This window comes from Caproicibacterium amylolyticum (assembly GCF_014467055.1).
Taxonomy (GTDB): domain Bacteria; phylum Bacillota; class Clostridia; order Oscillospirales; family Acutalibacteraceae; genus Caproicibacterium; species Caproicibacterium amylolyticum.
In genome coordinates this window covers 2136277-2159820 of the sequence record NZ_CP060696.1, presented here as the reverse complement: position 1 = coordinate 2159820, position 23544 = coordinate 2136277, and the positions used below count along the sequence as shown (strand labels likewise).

At 42.5% G+C, this 23544-nt stretch carries 21 protein-coding genes, 2 pseudogenes and 1 riboswitch; of the genes and pseudogenes, 17 read left to right on the top strand and 6 right to left on the bottom strand.

The genetic code is table 11. The features are described 5' to 3' along the window. Positions 1-246 precede the first annotated feature (246 nt). From H6X83_RS10270 to H6X83_RS14815, 7 genes and pseudogenes are all read left to right on the top strand, one after another. The gene (locus H6X83_RS10270) at positions 247-1335 is read left to right on the top strand and encodes a hypothetical protein (RefSeq protein ID WP_212506391.1); all 1089 of its coding nucleotides are present in this window, start codon (positions 247-249) and stop codon (positions 1333-1335) included. Between the two features lie 14 nt (positions 1336-1349). Beyond that, positions 1350-2138, top strand: coding sequence for a hypothetical protein (locus tag H6X83_RS10265; protein WP_212506390.1), 789 nt, complete (start codon positions 1350-1352; stop codon positions 2136-2138). Beyond that, on the top strand, positions 2131-3015 hold the full coding sequence (locus H6X83_RS10260) for a hypothetical protein (RefSeq protein ID WP_212506389.1): 885 nt from the start codon (positions 2131-2133) through the stop codon (positions 3013-3015). The genes H6X83_RS10265 and H6X83_RS10260 overlap by 8 nt, the downstream gene beginning before the upstream one ends. Before the next feature lie 10 nt (positions 3016-3025). After that, on the top strand, positions 3026-3682 hold the full coding sequence (locus H6X83_RS10255) for an ABC transporter ATP-binding protein (RefSeq protein WP_212506388.1): 657 nt from the start codon (positions 3026-3028) through the stop codon (positions 3680-3682). 362 nt (positions 3683-4044) lie between these two features. Beyond that, positions 4045-4716 carry an ABC transporter ATP-binding protein gene (locus tag H6X83_RS10250; RefSeq protein WP_212506387.1) on the top strand — a complete coding sequence of 224 codons (672 nt, stop codon included), beginning with the start codon at positions 4045-4047 and terminating at the stop codon, positions 4714-4716. After that, positions 4713-7298 carry an FtsX-like permease family protein gene (locus H6X83_RS10245; protein WP_212506386.1) on the top strand — a complete coding sequence of 862 codons (2586 nt, stop codon included), beginning with the start codon at positions 4713-4715 and terminating at the stop codon, positions 7296-7298. The genes H6X83_RS10250 and H6X83_RS10245 overlap by 4 nt, the downstream gene beginning before the upstream one ends. A gap of 258 nt (positions 7299-7556) precedes the next feature. Further along, a pseudogene (locus H6X83_RS14815) lies at positions 7557-7664 on the top strand (IS3 family transposase); the annotation flags it as partial. Between the two features lie 238 nt (positions 7665-7902). Here the strand turns inward: H6X83_RS14815 and H6X83_RS10235 are convergent. The 5 genes from H6X83_RS10235 to H6X83_RS10215 all read right to left on the bottom strand — a co-directional run bounded on the left by H6X83_RS10235 (position 7903) and on the right by H6X83_RS10215 (position 12763). Further along, entirely contained in the window at positions 7903-9549 is a 1647-nt protein-coding gene (locus tag H6X83_RS10235) for an AMP-binding protein (protein WP_212506385.1), read from the bottom strand. Between the two features lie 41 nt (positions 9550-9590). Continuing rightward, the gene (locus tag H6X83_RS10230; protein WP_246419188.1) at positions 9591-10580 is read right to left on the bottom strand and encodes a 3-oxoacyl-[acyl-carrier-protein] synthase III C-terminal domain-containing protein; all 990 of its coding nucleotides are present in this window, start codon (positions 10578-10580) and stop codon (positions 9591-9593) included. A 72-nt stretch (positions 10581-10652) separates the two neighbouring features. Next, on the bottom strand, positions 10653-10982 hold the full coding sequence (locus H6X83_RS10225) for a hypothetical protein (RefSeq protein ID WP_212506384.1): 330 nt from the start codon (positions 10980-10982) through the stop codon (positions 10653-10655). A 256-nt stretch (positions 10983-11238) separates the two neighbouring features. Continuing rightward, a riboswitch (cyclic di-GMP riboswitch) is annotated at positions 11239-11321 on the bottom strand. 49 nt (positions 11322-11370) lie between these two features. Further along, positions 11371-11610, bottom strand: a complete 240-nt coding sequence (locus H6X83_RS10220; protein ID WP_212506383.1) for a hypothetical protein — start codon at positions 11608-11610, stop codon at positions 11371-11373. 292 nt (positions 11611-11902) lie between these two features. Continuing rightward, on the bottom strand, positions 11903-12763 hold the full coding sequence (locus tag H6X83_RS10215; protein WP_212506382.1) for an AraC family transcriptional regulator: 861 nt from the start codon (positions 12761-12763) through the stop codon (positions 11903-11905). Between the two features lie 147 nt (positions 12764-12910). Here H6X83_RS10215 and rhaB point away from each other — a divergent pair, with 147 nt between their 5' ends. The 9 genes and pseudogenes from rhaB to H6X83_RS10170 all read left to right on the top strand — a co-directional run bounded on the left by rhaB (position 12911) and on the right by H6X83_RS10170 (position 22546). Then, positions 12911-14407, top strand: a complete 1497-nt coding sequence (gene rhaB, locus H6X83_RS10210) for a rhamnulokinase (protein ID WP_212506381.1) — start codon at positions 12911-12913, stop codon at positions 14405-14407. Beyond that, the gene (locus tag H6X83_RS10205) at positions 14404-15651 is read left to right on the top strand and encodes an L-rhamnose isomerase (RefSeq protein WP_212506380.1); all 1248 of its coding nucleotides are present in this window, start codon (positions 14404-14406) and stop codon (positions 15649-15651) included. The genes rhaB and H6X83_RS10205 overlap by 4 nt, the downstream gene beginning before the upstream one ends. A gap of 30 nt (positions 15652-15681) precedes the next feature. After that, positions 15682-16507: pseudogene (rhaD, locus tag H6X83_RS10200) on the top strand (rhamnulose-1-phosphate aldolase). A gap of 45 nt (positions 16508-16552) precedes the next feature. Beyond that, on the top strand, positions 16553-17701 hold the full coding sequence (fucO, locus tag H6X83_RS10195; RefSeq protein ID WP_212506379.1) for a lactaldehyde reductase: 1149 nt from the start codon (positions 16553-16555) through the stop codon (positions 17699-17701). A gap of 553 nt (positions 17702-18254) precedes the next feature. After that, entirely contained in the window at positions 18255-18977 is a 723-nt protein-coding gene (locus H6X83_RS10190; RefSeq protein WP_212506378.1) for a LytR/AlgR family response regulator transcription factor, read from the top strand. Continuing rightward, positions 18974-20293: a sensor histidine kinase gene (locus H6X83_RS10185; RefSeq protein ID WP_212506377.1), complete on the top strand. Its 1320-nt coding sequence runs from the start codon at positions 18974-18976 to the stop codon at positions 20291-20293. The genes H6X83_RS10190 and H6X83_RS10185 overlap by 4 nt, the downstream gene beginning before the upstream one ends. A 4-nt stretch (positions 20294-20297) precedes the next feature. Then, positions 20298-20900 (top strand): accessory gene regulator B family protein, encoded by a 603-nt coding sequence (locus H6X83_RS10180; RefSeq protein ID WP_212506376.1) that lies wholly within the window; start codon positions 20298-20300, stop codon positions 20898-20900. A gap of 2 nt (positions 20901-20902) precedes the next feature. Next, positions 20903-21037, top strand: a complete 135-nt coding sequence (locus H6X83_RS10175) for a cyclic lactone autoinducer peptide (RefSeq protein WP_212506375.1) — start codon at positions 20903-20905, stop codon at positions 21035-21037. Positions 21038-21658: 621 nt separating this feature from the next. Then, complete coding sequence (locus tag H6X83_RS10170) at positions 21659-22546, top strand: helix-turn-helix domain-containing protein (RefSeq protein ID WP_212506374.1); 888 nt, start codon at positions 21659-21661, stop codon at positions 22544-22546. Positions 22547-22701: 155 nt separating this feature from the next. Here the strand turns inward: H6X83_RS10170 and H6X83_RS10165 are convergent, their stop codons facing one another. Continuing rightward, the gene (locus H6X83_RS10165; RefSeq protein WP_246419186.1) at positions 22702-23226 is read right to left on the bottom strand and encodes a DUF6143 family protein; all 525 of its coding nucleotides are present in this window, start codon (positions 23224-23226) and stop codon (positions 22702-22704) included. Between H6X83_RS10165 and H6X83_RS10160 the strand changes: the two genes are divergently transcribed. Continuing rightward, positions 23215-23391 (top strand): hypothetical protein, encoded by a 177-nt coding sequence (locus H6X83_RS10160; RefSeq protein WP_212506373.1) that lies wholly within the window; start codon positions 23215-23217, stop codon positions 23389-23391. The genes H6X83_RS10165 and H6X83_RS10160 overlap by 12 nt on opposite strands. Positions 23392-23544 lie beyond the last annotated feature (153 nt).

Genomic DNA, 23544 nt, shown 5'->3' with positions numbered 1-23544 from the left:
CAATCCGGAAGAAATGGAACTCCGTCCGGATACCATAATATTACAAGCGCATCCCCCTACAGGAACTTGACGTATAAAAACTGGAAGCCTGCAAGAGGTTCTCGCCTTCGTTGCGAAATTAAAGAAGACGGTTGGGGTGCACGATGATATACAATTGCCGGGAATTGGTGTCCCTGACTTGTGGTAAAACTTTGAGAGGGAGGGCAAAATATAAATTTTGCCCTCCCTAATTTTTGGGAGGGCATTATGGGAAAAGTCAATCCGAAACAAGTTCTTTTATTGGGTTCCCTATTAGTTTTGATAATCAATTTAACAGCTTGTAAACCAACCGATGATGACAACTCATCAGCAGTAATAGGTTCCGCGCCGACTCAATCTTTTACAGTTAAAGAAAAATTTTCTAACGGGTTAAGCGTTAGTACGCAGTATACTCCGCTCAAAAATATGAATTACAATGCAGTTCTGTGCCAACCCATAAAGGAAGTGAATTTTTGTGATGAACAGCTATTAAAAAAGACTTTGCTGCCTAATAAAACGATTGTTAATATCCAAAATGTTGATAATGGTTTAGAAATCAGGACGAGCGATAAAACCAATGTTTTCGCAAGCAAGTATGGAACATTGTCTGTTAACACTCCCTTGTCTGAGAGTATTTCTTATTCTTATTTTGATTCTAACTCTATGGGAGAAGGCAGCAATACGAGTGCCTTTCACAAAGAACAATTAACAACAATTCCAAAAGAGCAGGCAATTAAAGTGTGTCAAAATATTTTGGCAATGCTTGGCATCAACGTTCAATTCGATAAAGCTATTGTTTTGGATGCTGAAACTTTACAGCAGCAGGAGCAAGATCCGCAAAAAACAGCGGCAAAGCCAGAGGCCGCCCCGAAAAAAAAGGGGAAGTGGTCCAAAAGCGATGAATGCTATGCTCTTTATTTTCATCAAATTTACAATCAAATGGAAATATCAAAATATTGTTTGCGACATGATTCTCCCGATTCTCCAGTGATTAAAATACTATACGGAAAAGGAGGAATTGTAAGCATATACATACAAGGCATATATCAAGCAGAAGCTAATCCTATAAAAACTGTAAAAGTGTGTAGTCCAAGAACAGCACTTGAAAAAGTGATAAAAATGTATAAATCATCTTTCTCCTTTGATGATCCTATAGAAATTTCAAATATTTCATTATGCTACGCGGTGGATAAACTTAATGATAATAGCAACAGCTTCATTTGGAAGCCGGTATGGGCAACAAAAATAATAGAACAGAAAAGTAAAAATATTTCCTATGCTTTTGTAGAAGCAGAAACGGAAAAATTGATTTCTTGATTCAGGTGAAGAAAATGAAAAATTTTCATAGATTACTTTTGATGGATTTTAAGCGAGCTTTTGGATTGCGTTTTTGGCTTCTAATTGCTGGAATTGTGTTGCTTTTCTATTTCAATTTATCGAATTATCCTTTTTATGGAACAGAAACATTAACATACCGTATGATGATTGCGGGTGATAAATTCTTTCTTTGTGTGATGTTGGTTTTCAGTACAGCGGTATATGGACTTTCGTTTTGTAATGATTGGAAGAATAGAAATATCCGAAATGTTGTTATTCGATCAAATGTTTTTGCTTATGCGGCATCTAAAGTAATTGTTTGTGCTATATCCGCTGTGGCTGCACTTTTTATTGCTAAATTAATTATGATATTATCCCAAATCCCTTTCTCGCATGGATTTTCGTCATTTACAGCAGACAGTGGATTTGGGGATGCTCCAAGCGGTTCTTTAAATGCTTTGGCTGTAAATGGGAACTACTTTCTCTGGATTCTACTCAACTGTTTGCGCTTTGCTTTAGAAGGGACGGGCTTTGCAGTTCTGTCATTAACTTTATCCACTGTTTTCATAAATACATATGCAACTTTGGCTGTTCCGGTATGTGCCTATATGGCCTATGATTTCTTTTTTTACGCATTAAATTTACCCGGTTGGCTAAGTTTATCAGAGATTTATGAAAATCAATTTTGCTCTGGGAATGCTGTATATGCAATTGGATTGGCACTTTTTTTAGCTTTACTGTCATGTACCATATTAGGTTATTTCTATTATATTGGCGTAAGAAAGCGGTTTGAAAATGAATAAAGTTTTGAAAGTACTTCATGTAGCAACAGAGGGATTCGTGAAATGGATAAATAATGCGCGTTATATAAGTACATTTTTGCTTTTATTATTGTTTACATTTTATTTAATGACCGGTACGAGAAATTTGTGCGAAGATCAAAATTATTCGTTAACACCTTGGATGTTTCCGTTTGTGATGAATCGAACATCAACTGTTACTGTTTTCTTGTTAATATATATCTTTTTATGCTGCGATGCGCCTTTTATTGATTCACAGTCACCTTACACGATTATTCGTGCTGGACGTATAAATTGGATTATAGGAAAATGTTTGTATGTAATAGCAACTGCTTTTGTATTTTCAATTATTGTGTATTTATTTAGCGTTATTGTTTGTATTCCGTATGTTGGATTTTCATTTAACTGGGGAAAAATTATTCAGATGATGGCTGTTCCAACATCCAAGCAATTTATTTCTCAATATTTAATGATGGGTCCAGCAGTATCAGTTCAAATCATGGAAGAATTCCAGCCGTTACAAGCTACTGCTTTAACAATTTTGTTGCTTTGGCTAGTTTGCTCTTTTGAAGGAATGCTGATGTTAACATTGAACTTGTATTATTCTCGTACAGTAGGAGTTGTTGCGGCTACTGTCCTAGTTTTTTTAAGCTATTTTGCAAATCAATTTGTTTCTATTCAGAATAGTGCTGAAAGCAAGTATATTTTTTATTTTTCACCAGCTTCATGGGTAACATTATCACGTTTGTCATCAGATGATAGAATCCATCTGTCACTTAATTATGAAGTGGCTTTCCTTTTAATTGGAATTTGTGTTTTTTTCTTTCTTTCCAATCGAGCAATGAAACACAAAGAAATAGAAGTGCTTCCGGAGATATGAGGTGAAAATTATGAAGCCAATCATTCAAATCGACCATGTAAATAAGCAATTTAAAGAAGTAAAAGTTCTAAAAGATATTACAGTTGACTTTGAAGCAGGTAAGATACACGGCTTAATCGGCCGCAACGGTTCCGGAAAGACGGTGCTGATGAAGTGCATCTGCGGCTTTATGCAGCCAACCGCAGGCAGTATTTTTGTGGATGGGATGCAAGTTGGCAAAGACGTGGATATTCCGCAGAATTTGGGTGTTATCATTGAAGCACCGGGTTTTTTGCCGGGCTATTCCGGCTTTAAAAATTTGAAGTTTCTGGCGGATATTCAAAAAAAGGCGGATGCTGCGAAAATTAAAGCGGTTATGCAGCGCGTTGGACTTGACCCGGAAAGTAAGAAGCACGTAAGTAAGTACAGCCTTGGTATGCGCCAGCGGCTGGGTATCGCGCAGGCAATCATGGAAGACCCGGATATTTTAATTCTGGATGAACCAATGAATGGTTTGGACAATCACGGCGTGGAGGACATTCGAAACTTGCTGCTGAACTTAAAGGAGGAGGGCAAAACCATCCTGATTGCCAGCCACAGTGCCGAGGACATTGCGGTTTTGTGCGACACCGTCCACGAAATGGACGCAGGTGTTTTAACCGAAGTGACCAAAGGCAATGAAGCGTAAGAAAATGAGTGAGATTGTGGCAAATGAAAACTTTGCTGCAATCTCATTTTTGTTACTATGAAAATTGATCGTTTTCACACCTTAAAGTACAGGTCATTTTCATGTTCAACAGGCTGTCCCTGGTCAAATGCCGCACGCTGGATATTTTTGTCAGCGGCGAGCAACTGCTTGCAAGCAGATGATTTACAACATTGTTTTGATGGACGGCATACAAGTGCCGTAGGGGTAAAACAACAGAACCTTGTTTCAATTTTTTGTTTTCGTAAGGTATTTGTAATAAATCAGTCAGCTTTTTGTAAGATTCCCGCAATATAATAAAGTATAAAAAGAGGAAAATTTATAGGGATCTATTGGAGGCAGCTATGAAAATATTAACCGAAGAAATTTACCGGGACTATGGGGAAGGAGAAACGGTGGTTCATGCACTGCTTCCAACATCCCTAACATTTCAGCCGGGAGAAAAAGCAGCAATCATTGGTGCAAGCGGCTCGGGGAAAAGCACATTGCTGAACCTACTGGGTGGTTTGGACACACCGACCGGTGGAACGGTGCGGTACGGTGAAGATGATTTATACCATATGAAAGCAGATGACCTCGCGCGGTTTCGCAGGCGGCACATTGGCTTTGTTTTTCAGGCGTACAACTTGATTCCGGAACTGACTGCCGAAGAAAACATTCTGGTGCCGCTTTTATTAGATGGACAGAAAAAAGAAGCTCCCTTTTTTTCAGAGATTGCAGAAGCACTTGGCTTGCAAGATAGAATTGCACATTACCCGGATGAACTATCCGGTGGACAGCAGCAGCGCGCCGCGATTGCGCGAGCACTCATTCATCATCCGGATGTACTGTTTTGTGATGAGCCTACTGGAAACTTGGACAGTAAAAACAGTCAGGAGGTCATGGACTATTTATTTGCATTATCCGAAAAATGGAGTATTACGCTTTTGGTGGTGACACATGATGCAAAAATTGCGCAGCGCTTCCCGCGTGTTCTTACAATAAAGGACGGTCAGGTGGGCGGTGACCTTTCATGAACGGCAATCTGTTTCTAACAAAGAGGTACATGAAACGGCACTTTCGTCAGCAGCTTGGTGCCGTACTGGTTCTTACATTATTTGCTTCTGCAGTCCTTACCATGCTATTCTTAACGCAGTGCTTTCACGCGACCAATGAACAGGCAGCTTATAATGAATACGGCTCCTTTGGCGGACAAACAATTTTTGCGAATATGGATAAGGTGAACAGTGACCGTGCAAAATTGGAAGCAGAGGGAAATGGCATTGTTTCTGTTCAGGCGCAAGTTCAAACCAGTGATGCAGCAGATGCGGTTTACATTGGTTACATGGATGAAAATGCGCGAAAACTGCGTGCGGTGCGTGTGCAGGAAGGCCGTTTTCCAACAGATGCGCATGAAATTGCCCTTGACAAAGATGCTTACTACCGACTAAACCTAAATGCAAAGGTTGGAGAGAAAGTTACATTAAAATTAAAAAACAAGCAGTCGGTGCAAACAGAAACATATACACTCACGGGAATTCTGTATGATTATGCTGACCATTGGAGAAAAATTGTACAAGATAATTTAGTGCAAAGACCGAATGCTCCCACAACAGACCCGGAATTGCCATCCGTTTTAACCGGCTCTGTTTCAGAAAACACGATTGCTACGCATGTCTTTTATAGAGAGGAATTAGAAAGAACTGAATATGGAGATATTTTCTTATATAATATGGAAAGTTTTCGTGCAAAAGACTACACACAGCAGCTTGACCGCTCTACCGCGAATGTAACGTTATTTATTGGCGGTTTTTTTCTGCTCCTTACGGTTTTCGGCACGTGGGTGTTGGCGCACGTAACACTGCAGAGCCGCGAAAAATTTACAAAGACGCTGCAGAAAGTCGGACTGACGGGAAAAGAACTGCGCACCCAGTTTTTAATGCAGGCTGGCTTGTTGACGGTTATTGCTTGGGTGTTCAGCCTTCCGCTATCCTTCGGAATTCTTGCACTTATTCTGGCTATCGCCAAAGGATGGGGAACCACACTGCTGTTTTCTGTTTCTTGGTGGATGCCGCTGGTGCCGCTGGGACTGATGTTAACAGTCAGTGTCCTTATCTTCTTATTACAGGCACATGGCCTGCAAAAATGTAAAAAACGAAGCAAAAAAAGGAAACAGAAAAGAGCTTCTGCTGCACAAACTTTTTCACAACTGTGGACAAAGTTATACCGAAAATCCTCGTACGGCCGAATGACAGCACTAACCGTTCTCTGTTTGGGCTGTGTTCTAATTTTGGAGTTCGGCACTTTCTCCGGTGAAACAGCTGCAGCTACGCATTTTTATGGCGCGGTTCAGGGAATGGGGACAATGGATTATCAGGTGTATGTGGAACAGGGAGCGTGTTTCCCACAACTTATGGGTGCCAACTTTCCAAGAGATTTGGGAATGTCAGCACAAAAGCTTACAGAATTGCGCAAGAGCCCTGACTTAGATGTACAGTGTGCCTATATTGACAATACAGTTATGCCTGCATTCATACGTATACAAAAGGGTCATTCCACGCCGCTTTTGGACAAATTAATGAAACAGCATACATTTGAAAAGGATAATAATCAGGATAATAATCCTGCATACACAAAAGAGGATAAACAAACAAAGCTGAATTTTGGGTATACAGAGCAAGATGTTTTAATTACAAACCCATCCATTGTTGCGGTAGACCGTGATACTATGAAAAAACTTTTGCAAGCGAATCATCAAACCTTTACAGAAGCCGAGTTGGATACGTTTGTACAAGGAAAAAATGTTTTTTCCTTGGGAACAGATTTTCAAAAAGGGGATACTTTTACCGTTTCTGTTCCAATTATTCCGGAGGGCTCCACAACAGAAAAGCTGAACGGAAAAGGCAGCCATAAAGATTTTGCGGTCACAGTACAAGATTCCTTTATTTTGCCGCAGAACGTGTTTGGAAGTCCTAGTGCCTTCCGTTATGGGACAAAAAACAGCCCGTGCATTGTGATGTCTGCTGAAGCTGTAATTTCCGCTGACTCACAACTTCGCTACTTTCAAGTCTGCGCAAACCGTGCGCATCCGAACGATGCCGCATCCAGCGCAAGAGCAGCTGCTTTGATTCATAGAATTGCGGCTTCTTCCAAAGGAATGGGAATCACAGACAGAGAAGAAAGCATTGCAGGATGGAAACAGAAAGCAAACCAAGAAAAATGGCCGATATATGCGCTCACAATCGCGCTTGTGGCGATTACGCTGGCCGCTGTTACCGCGCTGAATCGGATTAAGCTAAAATCTAATTTGCATACCTATGCGCTGTTGTGTGCAGTGGGCACGGAGCCTGGCCGACTGCAAAGAAATTTGATAAAAGATAGTTTAAAAAGTATTGGCGTTGGATGTGCGTTTGGATTTTGTGCAGCAACGGTTCCATGTATGCTGCTCATACAGCATTATTGGTATGTTCCTTTACTGAATATTTGGCTGAGTGCAGTATTGCCGCTTACGCTCTTGTGTATTGCCGTAATTTTGTGTGTAACGGCTGTATCCAGTGCTGCAACTGTACATAAGATATTGAAAAACAGTATCTTAGCTTCTTTATCGGCGCAATATTAAATAGATTACTGAAAGTAAATTGGAATGAGCTAAATCTAATATAAGAGTGTGCAAATCCATTTTAAACTGATTTTGCGCACTCTTTTTTTAGTTATTCACATTTCTTAACTTCAAAGTACAGGCTACTTTATATGCAAAAGGCCGTTCCTGCTCCTGCTCCGCATGCTGAATAGTTATTTGCAGATGCTTGTACGCCTGCTGCGATTGTGCAATTTTGCGGCTAAAACTCACTGCTTTGGCTAAAAATCTCTTACACTTTTCGAAGCACGGCAACTCATTGATGAGTATATCGATTTTTATAATAATGAACGTATTCAAACAAAGATGAGCCTTACACTGCTTGAAAAGCGGCGGCAGGCTGAGTGATATCGTGATACTTTGCGATAGAGCCCTTTATTTCCGCCCGTTATCTCTGATCCGATCCACTTTGCACAGGAATAAGCCATTTCAGCTGCTTGAACAATTTTCACTTTGAAATATTGCCTGATTTTGGGGGCACCTCAGTCTGGCATCACCGGGGAGTTTTCTTACTACAAGAAAAAGGCGCCTAAGCCGCGGTTTTTGTCGCAGTGCTTTAGGTGCCTTTTGGAATTTTTGGATTTCTTTAAACTGCAGTTTCCTGTAAGAGCTCCGCTTGTTTTAAAAATTGCTTCCGCAAAAGATATTTTTGGACTTTTCCACTGGAAGTGACCGGAAATTCCTGCGCATACACAATGTGCTTAGGTACCTTAAACTTTGCCAGCCGTGCCTGCACATGTGACCGAATTACATCTGATGAAAGCGATTTGTCCTGCTTCAAAATAACAAATGCACAAATTTCTTCTCCCATCACTTCATCGGGTATCCCAATAACTGCGGCCTCTTCTACCGAGTCTAACTCTTTGATAACTGCCTCAATCTCCGCAGGGGCAATATTTTCCCCACCGCGAATAATAATGTCCTTAATACGGCCCTTGATGCACACATAACCGTTTGGATCAATCGATGCAAGGTCACCAGTGTGCAGCCATCTCCGCTCATCAATCGTTTTGCGTGTTGCTTCTTCATTTTTATAGTAACCGTCCATCAGGTAAACTGTGTCCATACAAAGTTCGCCTTCCTGCTCATCAAACAGTTCTTCACCGGACTGTGGGTCTACAATGTGGGCAACAATTCCCGGAATCGGTTGTCCAACGGTCGTTGCACGTACGCTGTCATCATCTGTTGCCTTTGTCTGACAAATGGCAATCGCTTCCGTTTGGCCATATACGTTTAAAAGATGCATTCCAAAGGTACGATTGATTCGTGCAATTAGTTCCGGACTGCAGCAGGAACCGGCAATAAACCCATTGGATATACTGGTTAAATCATACTGATCGAAATTTTTGCAGTCCAGCATTAACTTAAACATGGTTGGCACGCCGTTAAGCACCGTGCACTTTTCCTGCGCAATGTAGGCAAGCATTTTTTCGGTTTCAAACCTTGGGGCAATCACAACCGTCGCCCCCACAAGCAAGCAGGAAAACGCACTCAGCACATACCCAATAACATGGAACAACGGCAGGCAGAGCAGCAGGCGGTCCTTTCCGGTGTACCCCAGCTGCCTGCCGGACTGCAGCGCGTTGTTCAGAATAACAAAGTGGTTAAGCATGACTGCTTTGGGCTTACCGGTTGTTCCAGAAGTGTAATAGATATTCGTAATATCTTTGCAATGCACCCTATCGGAAGCTTTTTGAAGCGTAGCATCTGTTACCTGCGCAGCCATGCCAAGTACGTCATTTATGGAAAACGTACCGTTTTTCACGCAGTTGTCCAACATCACCACATTTTTAAGATTCGGCAGGCTGGCACTGCAAAGGGTCCCGGGTTGAGCCGTTGAAAGTTCAGGGCAAATTTCAGAAAGGGAGTTAAAAAAAGAATTTTTCTTAAAAGATTCCATCATGAGCAGGGTTGTTGCCTCGGAATGGCGCAGTACGTACTCTAATTCTTCTTTTATGTAACCTGTATTGATGCAGACCAAAACAGCGCCGATTTTTGCCGCTGCAATTTGCAGTGCAATCCACAAGGGAGAGTTCAGGGACAGCAGTGCAATATGATCACCATTTTTGACTCCCAAATACAGCAATCCCTTTGCAATATCCTCATAGAGTTTTTGAAATGCCTCAAAAGAATACCTTTCCTGGCCATCCGGGAACACCAAAGCTTCTTTATTTCGATACTCCCTGCACTTCTCATCCATAAACGCACCGATAGTTTGTTCTGTGAAATGCATTTTCTACCTCCTGTATACCCAGCTTAAACGCCATTTATTGATTAGTACTGGTACAGTACAGTAATATTTTCTGCTCCTGCGCCAACCGTCCAAAAAACAATTTTGTCTCCACGTTTCACCATTCCGCGTTCAATTGCCTCGTAAAGTACAATGAACGGGCTGGTGGTGCCGGTGTAACCGTACTCGTCGCCAATGTACAGGCTTTGCGAAGCTTCCACACCAAGTATCTCGCGGATTATTTCAATATTTTTGTAAACATACTGGGAAAGGCAGAACATTTTCACGTCTGACACCTGCAGGTTATTTCGTTTCAGAATTTTAATAATTCCTTCCGTCGCCGTTTTGGGAACGTTGCTGTCGAACGGAATCCACCGCAGGCGCAGTTCCGCCGGATCTTTCACTTTAAAAAGCTTTGAAAAACCGCAGCCGGGGAATAGAATATTGTTGTGTTCTTCGGATTTCATATCGTAAACAGAGTCAATCAGCCCGCATGGCTCCTCTGTCTTTTCCAGAACGTACGCACACGAAGCATCTCCGTAGTGTCCATAGGTGTACTCGCTGTTAGGGTCAACCGTCATATTAATGTAATCGCACCCAACAATCAGCGCCTTATTTACAGATGGTGTTACGGACATGTATTTACTGACTTGTTCCAGTGCAATTGTCATACCGGCGCAATTCACGTTCATATCGTAACAAATGCATTCGCTTTTTCCACCGATTGCGTGGTGAATGTGCATGCAGCACGGCGGCGCAATATACTCGGGAAGCTGACTGCAAAAAACGATAAGATCCATATCAGAACCGCTGTATCCCGTTTTTTTCAGCACATCCTTCGCTGCCAAAATCCCGTAAGTCAGGCTGTTATCCTCTTCGCTGTCAAATAAATACCGCTTATCTCTGCCGATTACATCATGCAAGAAATGCTCCACATCTTTACCCTGCTTTTTGAAGTGTTCCAGATAAGGTGTGTTGTCGACCACTTTGTTGCCATGACAAACAGAAATCTCCTTAATTTTAATAGGAATCATACGTTTTACTTCAGTCCTTTCTACTTCCTACCGAATAAAAAAACAGGAGCAAACTTGCTCCCGTAAGATGATTTATTTAACTTCCACATTTGTAAGGCCGCATGACTTTGCAATTCTGCGTGCCTGCATGGCAAGCACAACATTATCCCCACAATTCATTTTAATTTTCTTAAAGCCAGTAGAGCCATACAGCTTGAAGCATGCCTGCAGAGTATCCTGCATGTCTGCAGTTTGCACTTGCATCTGTGAAATTTCAATTGCAAGTTCGCAAGTTGAGGGATTAATTTTTGCAACTTCCGTTTTATAGCGGGACACAAAGCTCGCTACCGTCGGCTTATCGAAATTCCCGGAAAGACTTACCTTCATTACGTTTCCTGCAATCGAAAAATTAAATGTACCCATTCTTCAAATCCTCACTTTTTGAAATTGTATTAAAATGATTAAAAAACCATTTTTCAAAATTAAATGAAAGCGGTAGATAAAAAGTCCCATGAATTTCCTGACAAATTGTTGGCAATTTTCATTTATATAGTTTTAATAATTCACAAAAACGATGAAGCTAAATTTGAACAGTTTTTCCAAATTAAATGGAAATTTGTATGAGCATACAAAAAAGGAGCCACAAAAATGCCATGACTCCTTCGAAACTACCCGTATACATGGCAACCCGGCTGTCGTAGCTTTTACCTTAGACCCGTGGCTTTGCGTCCCAATCTTTGGATTGGTTTGCTATTTTCTTTTTATTTCTACTTTTGCTATCATATCACACTCGGAATAAATATGCAATACTTTAAGCTTTTTCAAAAAAATGAATTGTTAGCGGGAACGCCAGTTCGTGTAAAAAAATTCCATGAGAGTTTTCCAGCCAAGGCACTTGCGGGGTCTGGAGCTGATACGTGTCAATTCGGTCATACGCTGGTCTTTGCCAAGTAATCACAAATTTTTCCGTTGCATCAACCGTTTCAACCTTGTCCCAAAGACTCATTTGGAACCTTTCAGTGATTAGATTCAGTGTCTCACTTTTTTTCAACTTTTTTCGATATGCCGCCTAGCTTGACACTTACAACTGAATAAAAGTTTCCGAAGAATTTTCGCCGGAAGCTTTTTGCTTATACAATAAAACATACGATTTTCACCATTCTTTGTTTTAATGCTTAGCCCCCACATTCCGAGTCCGTATCTCATGAATATACAGAGGACTGATCTGTTTTCCGAGCATACCCCGGTCAGAATTCCATACAGTCGTTACTTCAGCAAGCTGCTTAATTCATTTTACAGGAATCCTTGATAAGAGATTTGTCCAAAAAAACAAACTGATGTAATCAGTTCCCCCGCCGTGCTGCTCTGCGGTACTGCAGGGGGCTTTGCTTTGCCATGGCGGAGAATCTCGTGGAAAAGTTTGCTTCGTTTACAAATCCGGTGCTGCGTGCAACTTCACCCACAGGCAGGTCGGTCGTTACCAAAAGTTCTTTTGCACGGGTAATGCGGCAGCACAGCAGAAAATTGTAAGGTGTTGTGCCGATGTACTGCCGGAACAGCCGCAGAAAATAAGACTTGCTGATGTGTGCATCAGCAACCAGCCTGTCCAGTGAAAGCGGTTTAGCATAGTAAGCACGTATATGTTCCGCTGCTTGCTGAACCAACGCACGATTTGAGGCGGCCGCATCATTCTCCAAAGACTGTACTGCCATCGTTGAGAGAATTGTGTGAACAGCCAGACTTTGCCGGAGTATGGAAGGCATTGTTTCACTGGTAATACAGGAAAGCAGCTGCTCAAAGGGCTCACGCGCGGTCAGCTCAGAAAGTGGTACAGCAGTGATATGATGCGGATTTAATATCTTTTCCACTGCCTGCACACCGCTCCCGTCAATATGTGCCCAGTAATGGTGCCAGCAGCCGTGCTCCGGCGCAGTGCAGTAACTCTGGGGTTGGCGGCAGTTCAGCAGCAGTGCCTGACCGGGCGGCAGCAGCAGGGTGGTTTCACCCTGCTCAATCAGCCCGGCACCTTTCAGCGTAAAAAACAGAATATAACTATTTTTTTCCGTACGCGCGGTTGAGAAGCGTGCGCCGCCGTAAAACAGCCCTGCTTCTGTACAGCGGTAGGGTTGCGCTAACGCTGCTGCACCCGGTGTTGTGCGCAGCCAGACACTGTGTGGTTCTAAATCCAGATTGCAGGAAAGCATTTATACGCCTCCATGAAAAGTAGAATTTTACAAAAAAACAGAAGAATTTAATGAATGGATATTCATGAAATCCCATGTTATACTCGTAAACACAGCAGAGGAACGGCTCTGCACTTGCAATCCTATTTTAGCAAAAAGGAGTCTCATATGCAAACCTATTATTTGGCGGTGGACATCGGTGCTTCCAGTGGGCGGCACATTCTTGGCCATGTGGAGAACGGCCGGATGCTGCTTGAGGAGATTTACCGCTTTGATAACACGCAGATTCGGCAGAACGGTCACGACTGCTGGAATCTGCCGGCACTGCGCCAGCACATTCTTACAGGTATGAAGCAGTGCCGGCTGCTTGGGAAAGTGCCGGTCAGTTTGGGCATAGACACTTGGGCGGTTGACTACGTGCTATTGAACGAAAAGAAAGAACTGCTTGGGGATGCGGTGGCCTACCGTGACAAGCGTACCGCAGGTATGGAAAAGTATGCGGAAGCACTGGTCAAACCGCAGGAACTTTATGCCAGAACAGGTATTCAGAAGCAGCCGTTTAATACGCTTTATCAGCTTTTAGCACAAAAAAGGGAGCATCCGGAGCAGCTACATCAGGCGGCACATTTCGTAATGCTGCCGGAATACTTTAATTTCTGCCTGACCGGTAAACTGCAGAATGAGTACACGAATGCTACCAGTACCGGTTTGGTAAATGCCCATACAAAAACGTGGGATGCACAGCTGCTTTTTCAGTTTGGTCTGCCGGAGAAAATTTTTGGTTCGCTTGCTGTACCGGGTACCTGCGTCGGTTCCTTAACTGAGGAGGTGCAGCAGCAGGTCGGCTTTAATTGTACAGTTGTACTGCCTGCTACGCACGACACCGGTTCAGCATTTTTGGCAGTACCAACGAAGGATGAACATTCGGTATTTATTTCTTCAGGCACATGGAGTCTGTTGGGTGTTGAGAATTCAGAGCCTGTTACAACGGAAGCATCCCGCAAGGCAAATTTCACAAATGAGGGTGGCGCATGGTACCGCTTCCGTTATTTAAAAAATATTATGGGCTTGTGGATGATCCAATCCATCCGGCGGGAGCTGAACGGTGTTTCTTATGTACAGAAAAATGGCAGCCAAAGCAGTAATACGGGCAAAAAATGGAGCTTTGATGAGTTGGCTGCTGCTGCGGAAGCATCTGATTACTGCGGTATTGTTGACGTGGATGATGAGCGATTCCTTGCGCCGGAAAGTATGACTGCAGCCGTACAGGAGGTTTGCCGTACTTCCGGGCAGCCTGCGCCGGAAACGGTGAATGACATCATGCGCTGCGTTTACCGTAGCTTGGCGGCGTGCTATGCGGACAGTATTCATCAGCTTCAGCAGTTGGCACAAAAAGACTACAGCAGCATATACATTGTGGGCGGCGGATGCAAAGATGCTTATTTAAACCAGCTGACCGCAGATGCAGCAGGCTTGCCGGTCTTTGCCGGACCGGTGGAGGGAACTGCACTGGGAAACCTGATGGTGCAGATGATTGCGGCAGGAGAATACTGTTCTCTGCGGGAAGCACGCGCAGCTGTGTGCAGCAGTTTTAAAATTCAGTGCTTTGCACCCGTGCAGGAAAAGAGAAGTTATACAAGAATCAAAGAAGGAGTCTGTTTATGAGTTATACAGAAGCAAAAACCCGTTACGCCGCACTCGGTGTAGATACGGAAAAAGCCCTGAAAGTCTGTGCAGCCAAAGCCATCAGTATTCATTGCTGGCAGGGTGATGATGTTGTTGGCTTTGACAATAAGGACGGCGGCGCCGGCAATGGCATCCAGACGACTGGAAACTATCCCGGCCGTGCCCGCAGCTTTGAGGAGCTGAAAGCGGACTTCCTGAAAGCCGCAAGCCTGATTCCGGGGAAAAAGAGAATCAACCTGCACGCCTGCTACGCTGTTTTCAAACCGGAAAATTCATGGGTGGACCGCAACAAAATTGAATACAAGCATTTCGCCCCGTGGGTGCAGTTTGCAAAAGAAAATCATCTGGGCATTGATTTTAATCCCACTGTTTTCAGTCATCCTATGGTAAAGGACGGATTGACACTTTCCAGTCCCGACAAAACTGTGCGCCGGTTCTGGATCGATCATTGCATTGCTTCCCGCCGTATTGCGGAACGTATTGGTGAAGAATTAAACGATCAGGTTTTAAACAATGTTTGGATTCCAGACGGTTTTAAGGACGTGCCTGCTGACCGCTTTGGCCCGCGTATGCGGCTGAAAGCAGCATTGGATGAAATTTTTGCAGAATCCTGCCCGCACGTCATCGATTCTGTGGAAAGTAAATTCTTTGCCATTGGCGTGGAGTCTTATACTGCCGGTTCCAATGAGTTTTACATGAGTTATGCGGCACAGCATCCCGGTGTTTACAATCTTCTGGATGCGGGACATTTTCATCCGTCTGAGTATATTAGTGACAAGATTCCGGCGCTGCTTTGCTTTTTTGACAAGGTGCCGCTGCACGTTACCCGTCCGGTACACTGGGACAGCGACCATGTGGTGAATTATACGGATGAGATACAGGAAATCTGCAAAGAAATCGTCCGCTGCGGCGCACTGGACAAAGTACTGGTTGGTCTGGACTTTTTTGATGCCTCCATTAACCGTGTGGCAGCGTGGGTTATCGGTACGCGGGCATTTGAGGAAGCACTGCTCAATGCACTTCTTCAGCCAGATGAGGAGATGAAGCGTCTGCAGGATGAAGGAAACTTTACCAAGAAGATGATGCTGATGGAGCAGGCAAAAATGATGCCCCTTTCAGACGTGTGGGAAGAATACTGCCGTCGTCAGGGAGTTCCGGGGGATGAAAGGTGGTTTGCTCAAATTGAGCACTACGAAAAGGATGTACAGTTGAAACGGCTGTAAAAAATTGATATCACAGCGAGGATGTGCAATATGGAAATTACAGATTTAAAGTTCATGCAGGGCTATATACGTATGTGCAGCGACGGCTGGCTTCAGGGTTGGCACGAGCGCAACGGCGGCAATCTAACCTATCGTATGACAGAGGAGGAGGCAACCGCCGCCCGGCCGTTTTTTGCCCCCCCCGCGTGAGTGGGTAAAGATGGACGTGCAGGCGCAGAATCTTGCAGGGGAATACTTCGTTACAACTGGCAGCGGCAAATACCTGCGCAATGTAGTTTTGAATCCGGCCGCAAACATTGGCATTGTGGAAATTAACGCTGCCGGGGACAGTTTCCGCATTGTCTGGGGGTTGGAAAATGGCGCAAAACCGACCAGTGAGTTTCCTACACATTTTTTAAATCATAGTGTCCGCAAAGAGAGTACCAACGGCATAAACCGCATTATTTATCACTGTCATGCAACCAATGTAATTGTACTGACTTACCTGCTGCCGCTGACTGACCGTGATTTCACACGTGCCCTGTGGCAGAGTGCAACCGAATGCCCGGTTGTGTTTCCAGCTGGAGTCAGTGTTGTGCCTTGGATGGTACCCGGCGGGCGCGAAATTGCACTGGCAACCAGTGAAAAAATGAAAACCTACGATGCCGCGGTATGGGCACATCATGGGCTGTTTGTTTCCGAACCAGATTTTGATACTGCCTTTGGTTTGGCACATACTATTGAAAAAAGCGCAGAAATCTATGTGAAGGTTCTTTCTGCAGGACAAGGGAAAATTCTCCAGACAATTACAGATGATAACCTGCGTGCGATTGCCCATAACTTTGGGGTGACACTGAATGAAGCATTTCTGGACTAAGCATTAAAATTTATATTTTTGTAAAATGAAAGGATGTAATTGATTATGGCAGAGCGTATTGTTTTAAACAAAATTTCCTATCACGGCTCCGGTGCAATTACAGAGATTGCAAATGAACTGACTGCTCGCGGACTGAAAAAAGCTTTTATTTGTTCTGACCCTGACCTTGTAAAATTCGGCGTAACGCAAAAGGTACTGGATGTACTTGACCATGCGAAAATTCCATATGAACTGTATTCCAACATTAAGCCGAACCCTACGATTGAAAATGTACAGACCGGTGTAAAAACATTTCAGAATTCCGGTGCGGACTGTATGGTTGCCATTGGCGGCGGTTCTTCTATGGATACAGCCAAGGCAGTCGGTATTATTGCCAATAATCCGGAGTTTGCCGATGTGCGCAGTCTTGAGGGCACTGCACCCACCAAAAAGCATGCTGTGTTTACCATTGCGGTGCCAACTACTGCTGGAACCGCTGCAGAAGTCACTATCAATTATGTGATTACCGACACCGAAAAAAAGCGGAAATTTGTATTCGTGGATACAAATGATATTCCGGAAGTAGCTGTGGTTGACCCCGAAATGATGTCTTCCATGCCGAAAGGTCTGACTGCTGCAACTGGCATGGACGCGCTGACACATGCAATAGAAGGTTTTACAACAAAAGCTGCATGGGAAATGACAAATATGTTTCACCTGGAAGCTATCCGCCTGATTTCCAAGAATCTTAAGGATGCCGTGCAGAATAAACCAGAGGGACGCAAAGGGATGGCCATGGGGCAGTATATCGCCGGCATGGGTTTCTCAAACGTTGGGCTGGGTGTTGTGCACAGCATGGCACACGGCTTGAGTGCTTTATACGATACGCCGCACGGTGTGGCCTGTGCAATCATTTTGCCGACTGGCATGGAATATAATGCCGAATGCTCCGGTGACAAATACCGCGACATTGCCAAAGCAATGGGTGTACAGGGAACAGAATCTATGTCGCAGGCCGAGTACCGCCAAGCCGCAGTCAGCGCTGTACGCAAACTGGGCCAGGATGTGGGAATTCCGGCAAATCTGAAAGGCATCCTAAAAGAAGAAGACATCCAATTCCTGGCAGAAAGCGCTTTCGCAGATGCCTGCTGCCCAGGAAACCCGCGTGATACCAGTGTAAAGGAAATTGCCGCACTTTACCGCAGCCTGCTGTAATCTTTGTAACCGCCGCCAGCACTGTTGGGTTTGCAAATAAGGTCTGGCGATGTTCCTGAGTGCTGTTTTCCTTTTCAAAATACGAATTTAAAATGGATTACAAAAATAGAGTCTGTGAAGCTGTATGATGTGCAGTTTCACAGGCTCTATTTAAAAGAACAATATTACGTTTGTAATGCAAAAGGACTGTTTGGCTTCCGAATTGACGTAAAGGGTTTTTGATAAACGGTTCATCAGCGGATGAATCATGTGGATGAGTGGCAAGTAATGAATTGGTAATTGAATTAGTCGTGTTAACGTAACAGTATCATAAAATAAGTTGATTTACAATCTCTTTCTCATTATTTCCAGACTTCGTAAATGTTTTGGCTGAAAATCTCCTGCTTAAGTTTTCTACACGAACTGGCGCACTTGACTTGACAATTCATCCAATACTTTTTGCAATTCAATTGCTTATTTTTGCGATTCACGGACATACATTTCATTTTGGAACATTATGTGATATAATTTACTAAAATGAGCTTATTATAAGGAATCAGGAAGTGAATCACATATGTTAACAGTTGCAGTATGTGATGATAGTCAGCCATTTTTGCAGGTCCTATGTAAAAAAATCCGGTGCTTTTTTCAAAATCTTCAGGTTGGCATAGATGATCAGTATTTTTTGATGGGAAAAGACATCCTACGCCAAATTGAATATGGAAAGCGTTACGACATTGTATTCCTTGACATTGAGATGCCCGGGTCAAGCGGATTCGATGTTGCCAAAACAATTCGTGAAAAGCTTCCGAATTGTTTAATTATATTTTTGACATCACACAGTGAATATGCAATCGATGCTTATGAACTATCTGTTTTTCGGTATATTCCTAAATGTGAATTAGACCAGCGCCTGCAGCATGCTCTGACTGATGCGTTACAAGTACTCAGAATTGAGGAAAATGAATCATATATTTTTAAGAGTCTCAATCATGGACTAATCCGCATTCCATACAAAGAAATTGTATTTGTTAACAAGGCAAATCGAAATAGCTATTTCCATCTATTATCTAAGGAAGTATACGCGCAGCGCAAATCGCTGAAAATTGTGTATCAGGAATTATCAAGTGAAGATTTTTTGTTGATAGACCGTGGTTATATTGTAAATATACTTCATATCATGAGGCTTGAAAATGGTTATGCGGTATGCCGCGACGGGACGCATATTAAAATCAGCAGGCCAAATCTTCCGATTGTTCAGGATGAACTTTGCAAGTATTGGGGTTCTAATATATGAATGCAGTTTGGATTATTGAAGTATGTGCCACGGCAGTTGAGGGTTACCTTGGCATTTCCATAGTAGAATCATTTGGAAAGATGAGGTACTATGGGAAGATACAAAGTATTATCAAATTAATTGCTGTATGTATCTATACTGCATTTATCACGTTTTTGAATACTTTCAACCTTTTTTCGTGGGTTACAGTAACAACGGCGATTGCTATTATTGTTTGCTGTGGAAAGTTTGTCAGTGATGTAAACTTATTTAAGGCAGTATTTAGTGCCTCATTATATATTATCATTCTATCGTTAATTGAGAGCTTTTTAATAGCAATTATTGGATGGGTCAATGGAGTATCATTGCATACTTTAGTCTTTAAGACTGGATATATTAGGTCAATTTATTTAATTCTGGATAAGCTCATTGATTGCTGCTTGTTCTTTTTATTTAATTTAGCAAGGCGGAAAACAAAATCTGAAATGGTGCCGGCAACTGGTTATCTGTTAACTGTTTTTTTAGGCATTTTTATAATGTCAATATTTGCCAGAACAGTTTCGACTGAAGTTTTCAGCAGTTTGCAATATATTATAGGTATTTGTGGAGTAATCATATTAATTTGCGTTCTTACATTGGTACAATACTTCTATAAATCGAAAATTTACCGGCAAGAACAAATAGACAATCAGAAGCTGCAGATTGAAGCACAGTTAACGGCAGAAAAATATGAGCAGTTAAATCAGATATACAGTCTTAATGCAAAAACATTTCATGATTTTAAAAATCATTTGGTAGCGATCGACTGTCTGATCGATGAAAATAAATATCAAGAAGCTAGGGAATATATTCATCATATCTCTAACATACCCCCTCTAAACAATGATAAAATTTACACCTCAATTTCAGTTGCTGATGCGATTCTCAATGAAAAAAGGAGGCGAGCTGAAGATGAGAAAATTGCGTTCACAGTTGATGCATCGTCGGATATCGCCGAAAGTAACCGCGTTTCGAATCCAGATTTATGCGTAATATTATCAAACTTATTAGATAACGCGTTGGAAGCTTGTGAAAGAATACCCGAGGATAAAATGAGAAAGATTGATGTAAAGATTCATCCTCGAAATGATTTCCTAATTATAAAAATCTCTAATACGGTTTTGGAAAATCCATTTGTTTCAAATGCAAGATTACTGAGTACAAAAAAGGACCCGCAGCCGCATGGTATGGGGTTACATAATGTGCAAGCATCTGTAAGCAAATACAATGGAAAATTATCACAAACGTATCAGGACAATGCGTTTGTATCGACTGTAATCATTTCCTACAGAGATTAGAAAAATGATACATAGAATTTCAAAAAGATGTGCTTTAAAATTAAGCAAAGCAAAATTAATTGACACTGCGGAACTGGATGTTTACTGTTATGGATTTGAGCAGATTATTTCCACGACGGCGATTATAGTAACAATTCTTATTGCTGCTGTGTTAACAGGGGACGCTGTAAAAAGTCTGCTTTTTATCGTGTGTTTTGTGCCAATTCGGATTTTTGCCGGCGGATTTCATTGCTCAACGTATAGAGGCTGTTTTTTATTTAGCAATGGAATTTTCCTATTGTCATTATTTTTAGGGAAAATGGAAGATGGAATTTTTCCTGTTGCAGCCGCATTCATCAATGCAGCAATTTTACTATTGTGCTGTATAATTGTTTATCAAGTCGCACCAGTTCTTAATCCCAACAACCCGCTTTCCGGCAGTGAAATCATCAGGAACAAACGATGTGCAAGATTTGTTATTCTTGTTCAAGCGTTTGTAATAATTATTGCTTATTTCGTCGCACATACCAATATGATGTACTACAATTTTTCAACTATTTCAACAGGACTGTCGATTTGCCTAACAGTAATCGCTTGGAAACAGTTGAGGAAAGGAGGAAATCAGTAATTATGAAAGTAGTAAAATTACTTTCCGAAGCCGTAAAAGCAGCTGCTAAGTTTGGTGCAGGAACCACATCTGCTTCATTCGGTTATCAGCCAAAGGCGCCAGAGTGTTTGCGTAAAACAGACAAGGTTAAGAAGTAAGTAAAATGGTCCTGACTCAAAAAGTCAGGACCATTTTACTTATATGAAATTCGGTTAATCAGCATGCAAAATATTGCTGATTACGGTCAAAATATCGCAATTATGAATAACCGATGTTAATATATGTGTAGAAATTTTCGGAAAGAAAAATTCGATGTAAAAAAGCTTTTTCAACCTTGTTTACTTTGCTACGTTTTGAAGTAGCCCATTCTTAATGTAGTTTAAGTTTCATTCTTCCTGGTACAAATAGTAAAAAGCAGCACTCTCAGCTTCTTAGTATAAGCGAGAGTGCTGCTTTTTGTCTGTGTCAAAGTTTGCAAAAAGGTTGTTGTAAAATGAATCAAGTTGCTTCTATATAACAATGAGGGTATACTTTGGATAGGTCCTCTTTAAACTAAGCAGCTGGATGGATTCCAGGTTGGATGCTTGATTTGGCGTAACTTCCGGTACCAACAGCAGCGTTGACTACTGTGAAAACAATCAGATTGCTGAATTGGGCTAATTATAAACAAAAGCAGAGTGCCAAAAAGTCCAAACGTGGGTTTTTCCAGATAGCAAGGAAAGTCGAGAAATCTTTCTCTGAATCAGGTAAAATATATTTTGCTTCGAGGAGATGAAAAGATGAATGAACAAGTGTTGGCAGTTCAGCGGATGCAGGATTACATGGAAACAAATATTGCGCAAGAAATAACACTCTCAGATCTTGCACGTGAATCCATGTTCTCACCGTGGCATTCTTATCGGCTGTTTAAGGCGTATACGGGGCTTACGCCTGCCGAATACATTCGGCGGCTTCGGTTATCCCATTCTGCACTGCGCCTAAAAAGTGAAAGATGCAGAGTGATAGATGTGGCGCTGGGCTTGGGTTTTGGCAGCGTGGACGGTTACCAACGGGCTTTTTACCGGGAATTTGGATGTAATCCAAGCGAATATGCCAGGGCTCCCGTACCGATTCCTCTTTTTATCCCATATGGAGTTAAATTTAGAGAACTCAGAAAGGATTTTGTCGACATGAAAAATGTACAAAGTGTTTTTATCCAGCTGGTACAAAAGCCGGAACGCGGAGTCATCATCAAGCGCGGCGTAAAAGCGGAGGATTACTTCCCATACTGCGAGGAGGTTGGCTGCGATGTATGGGGGCTGTTGAGCAGCATGGATTCGCTGTGCGGTGAACCAGTTTGTCTTTGGCTTCCGGAACGGTATAAAAAGCCGGGCACCTCAACCTATGTGCAGGGTGTTGAGGTAAGCCCTGACGACTGTGGCAGCATTCCGGACGGATTTGACCGAATCGTCCTTCCAACTGCGGAATATCTGATGTTTCAGGGAGAACCTTTTCAGGAAGAGAATTACTGCGAAGCAATTCTCACGCTGCAATATGCCATGAACCGATACGACCCTACAGTCATTGGCTATGAATGGGATGATGAAAATCCCCGTATTCAACTGGAGCCGCGTGGGGAGCGCGGATACGTGGAACTGCGCGCAGTCAAACGAAAAGGAAGCAGATAGAGCGGTAACCGTGCTGATTCAGAAGAGCGCAGGGGCCGCAGCTTTTTAGAAATGAAAGCCATTTAAAATAGAGATAATAAATTTTTGTGCTGCGTGAAAAAGCCTTTTTCACGCAGCACAATTTGTTTTATGGGGCTGTATGGTGTAATTGTTTGTCAGCAGGGTTCTTCCCACCAACCAAATGCAATTTTCCCTTTAATTTTTTCATTGGTTGTTTCTGGTGGAATACAATTTATCAAGAAATTACCGCCTGGACGGCAAATAAATTTACCATCTTCCTCAGCAACAACTGTTGATTCGGCAGGGCAGCGGCGTCCATAGATGGGTGTTCCCGATAGAGGTTCTCTGTCAACATTTTCCCCATATAAGAACTGGACCTTTGGTTTTGGAAGCGGACGCAGTGCTGTATTCGATGGACTTTGCATTTTTGTTTGTTTTGCTGTTCCGGAAGTCACTGCATTTAGCCAGACCCGAACAGAAAATGGAATTTCACTGTCATTGGTTACGGTGAAAACATTGACAAAAAGCAAAACACCGGAATCCTTTGGGTTGAAAAGTCCTGCCCAAGCATACTTGCCGCTGCCGAACTCTTCTTGGCTGCCGCCAACGAAGTACTTCCCTTGAAGTGATTTATATAATGACATTGCACATGCAGGTTCACAATATGAATGATCACACATGATTTTTCTCCTTTTCCTGCGGCATTAGCCGTACAATATAATATTGATGATATTGGTAAGATGTTCGCCGGAACTTTTCTTATCAAGAAAAGTTTTGAAAATTTATCCATTTGGGTCAGTTTTATCGTTTATGCTAAAATTGCACCTTTGCTTTGCTCGCCTTGAGTCCCCTAACCGGAGCACACAGGCGGGCAAAAATTTTATAAGAGTACGTTTTATGGTACAAGCTGTCTGTTAGAATAAAAATAAGCAAAAAGTAGATTGCCAAAGTGAAGGCAAGATTTTGAGTAAACTGAGAGAACAGCTACCGGATGCTTA

Excerpts from the sequence above, each read along its gene's own strand:
- H6X83_RS10165 (WP_246419186.1), bottom strand. The coding sequence starts at position 23,226 with ATGTGTGATCATTCATATTGTGAACCTGCATGTGCAATGTCATTATAT.
- H6X83_RS10170 (WP_212506374.1), top strand. The coding sequence starts at position 21,659 with ATGAATGAACAAGTGTTGGCAGTTCAGCGGATGCAGGATTACATGGAA.
- H6X83_RS10205 (WP_212506380.1), top strand. The coding sequence starts at position 14,404 with ATGAGTTATACAGAAGCAAAAACCCGTTACGCCGCACTCGGTGTAGAT.
- H6X83_RS10225 (WP_212506384.1), bottom strand. The coding sequence starts at position 10,982 with ATGGGTACATTTAATTTTTCGATTGCAGGAAACGTAATGAAGGTAAGT.
- H6X83_RS10185 (WP_212506377.1), top strand. The coding sequence starts at position 18,974 with ATGAATGCAGTTTGGATTATTGAAGTATGTGCCACGGCAGTTGAGGGT.
- H6X83_RS10255 (WP_212506388.1), top strand. The coding sequence starts at position 3,026 with ATGAAGCCAATCATTCAAATCGACCATGTAAATAAGCAATTTAAAGAA.
- H6X83_RS10180 (WP_212506376.1), top strand. The coding sequence starts at position 20,298 with ATGATACATAGAATTTCAAAAAGATGTGCTTTAAAATTAAGCAAAGCA.
- H6X83_RS10190 (WP_212506378.1), top strand. The coding sequence starts at position 18,255 with ATGTTAACAGTTGCAGTATGTGATGATAGTCAGCCATTTTTGCAGGTC.
- H6X83_RS10235 (WP_212506385.1), bottom strand. The coding sequence starts at position 9,549 with ATGCATTTCACAGAACAAACTATCGGTGCGTTTATGGATGAGAAGTGC.
- H6X83_RS10245 (WP_212506386.1), top strand. The coding sequence starts at position 4,713 with ATGAACGGCAATCTGTTTCTAACAAAGAGGTACATGAAACGGCACTTT.
- H6X83_RS10160 (WP_212506373.1), top strand. The coding sequence starts at position 23,215 with ATGATCACACATGATTTTTCTCCTTTTCCTGCGGCATTAGCCGTACAA.
- fucO (WP_212506379.1), top strand. The coding sequence starts at position 16,553 with ATGGCAGAGCGTATTGTTTTAAACAAAATTTCCTATCACGGCTCCGGT.
- H6X83_RS10265 (WP_212506390.1), top strand. The coding sequence starts at position 1,350 with ATGAAAAATTTTCATAGATTACTTTTGATGGATTTTAAGCGAGCTTTT.
- H6X83_RS10175 (WP_212506375.1), top strand. The coding sequence starts at position 20,903 with ATGAAAGTAGTAAAATTACTTTCCGAAGCCGTAAAAGCAGCTGCTAAG.
- H6X83_RS10270 (WP_212506391.1), top strand. The coding sequence starts at position 247 with ATGGGAAAAGTCAATCCGAAACAAGTTCTTTTATTGGGTTCCCTATTA.
- H6X83_RS10250 (WP_212506387.1), top strand. The coding sequence starts at position 4,045 with ATGAAAATATTAACCGAAGAAATTTACCGGGACTATGGGGAAGGAGAA.
- rhaB (WP_212506381.1), top strand. The coding sequence starts at position 12,911 with ATGCAAACCTATTATTTGGCGGTGGACATCGGTGCTTCCAGTGGGCGG.
- H6X83_RS10230 (WP_246419188.1), bottom strand. The coding sequence starts at position 10,580 with ATGATTCCTATTAAAATTAAGGAGATTTCTGTTTGTCATGGCAACAAA.
- H6X83_RS10260 (WP_212506389.1), top strand. The coding sequence starts at position 2,131 with ATGAATAAAGTTTTGAAAGTACTTCATGTAGCAACAGAGGGATTCGTG.
- H6X83_RS10215 (WP_212506382.1), bottom strand. The coding sequence starts at position 12,763 with ATGCTTTCCTGCAATCTGGATTTAGAACCACACAGTGTCTGGCTGCGC.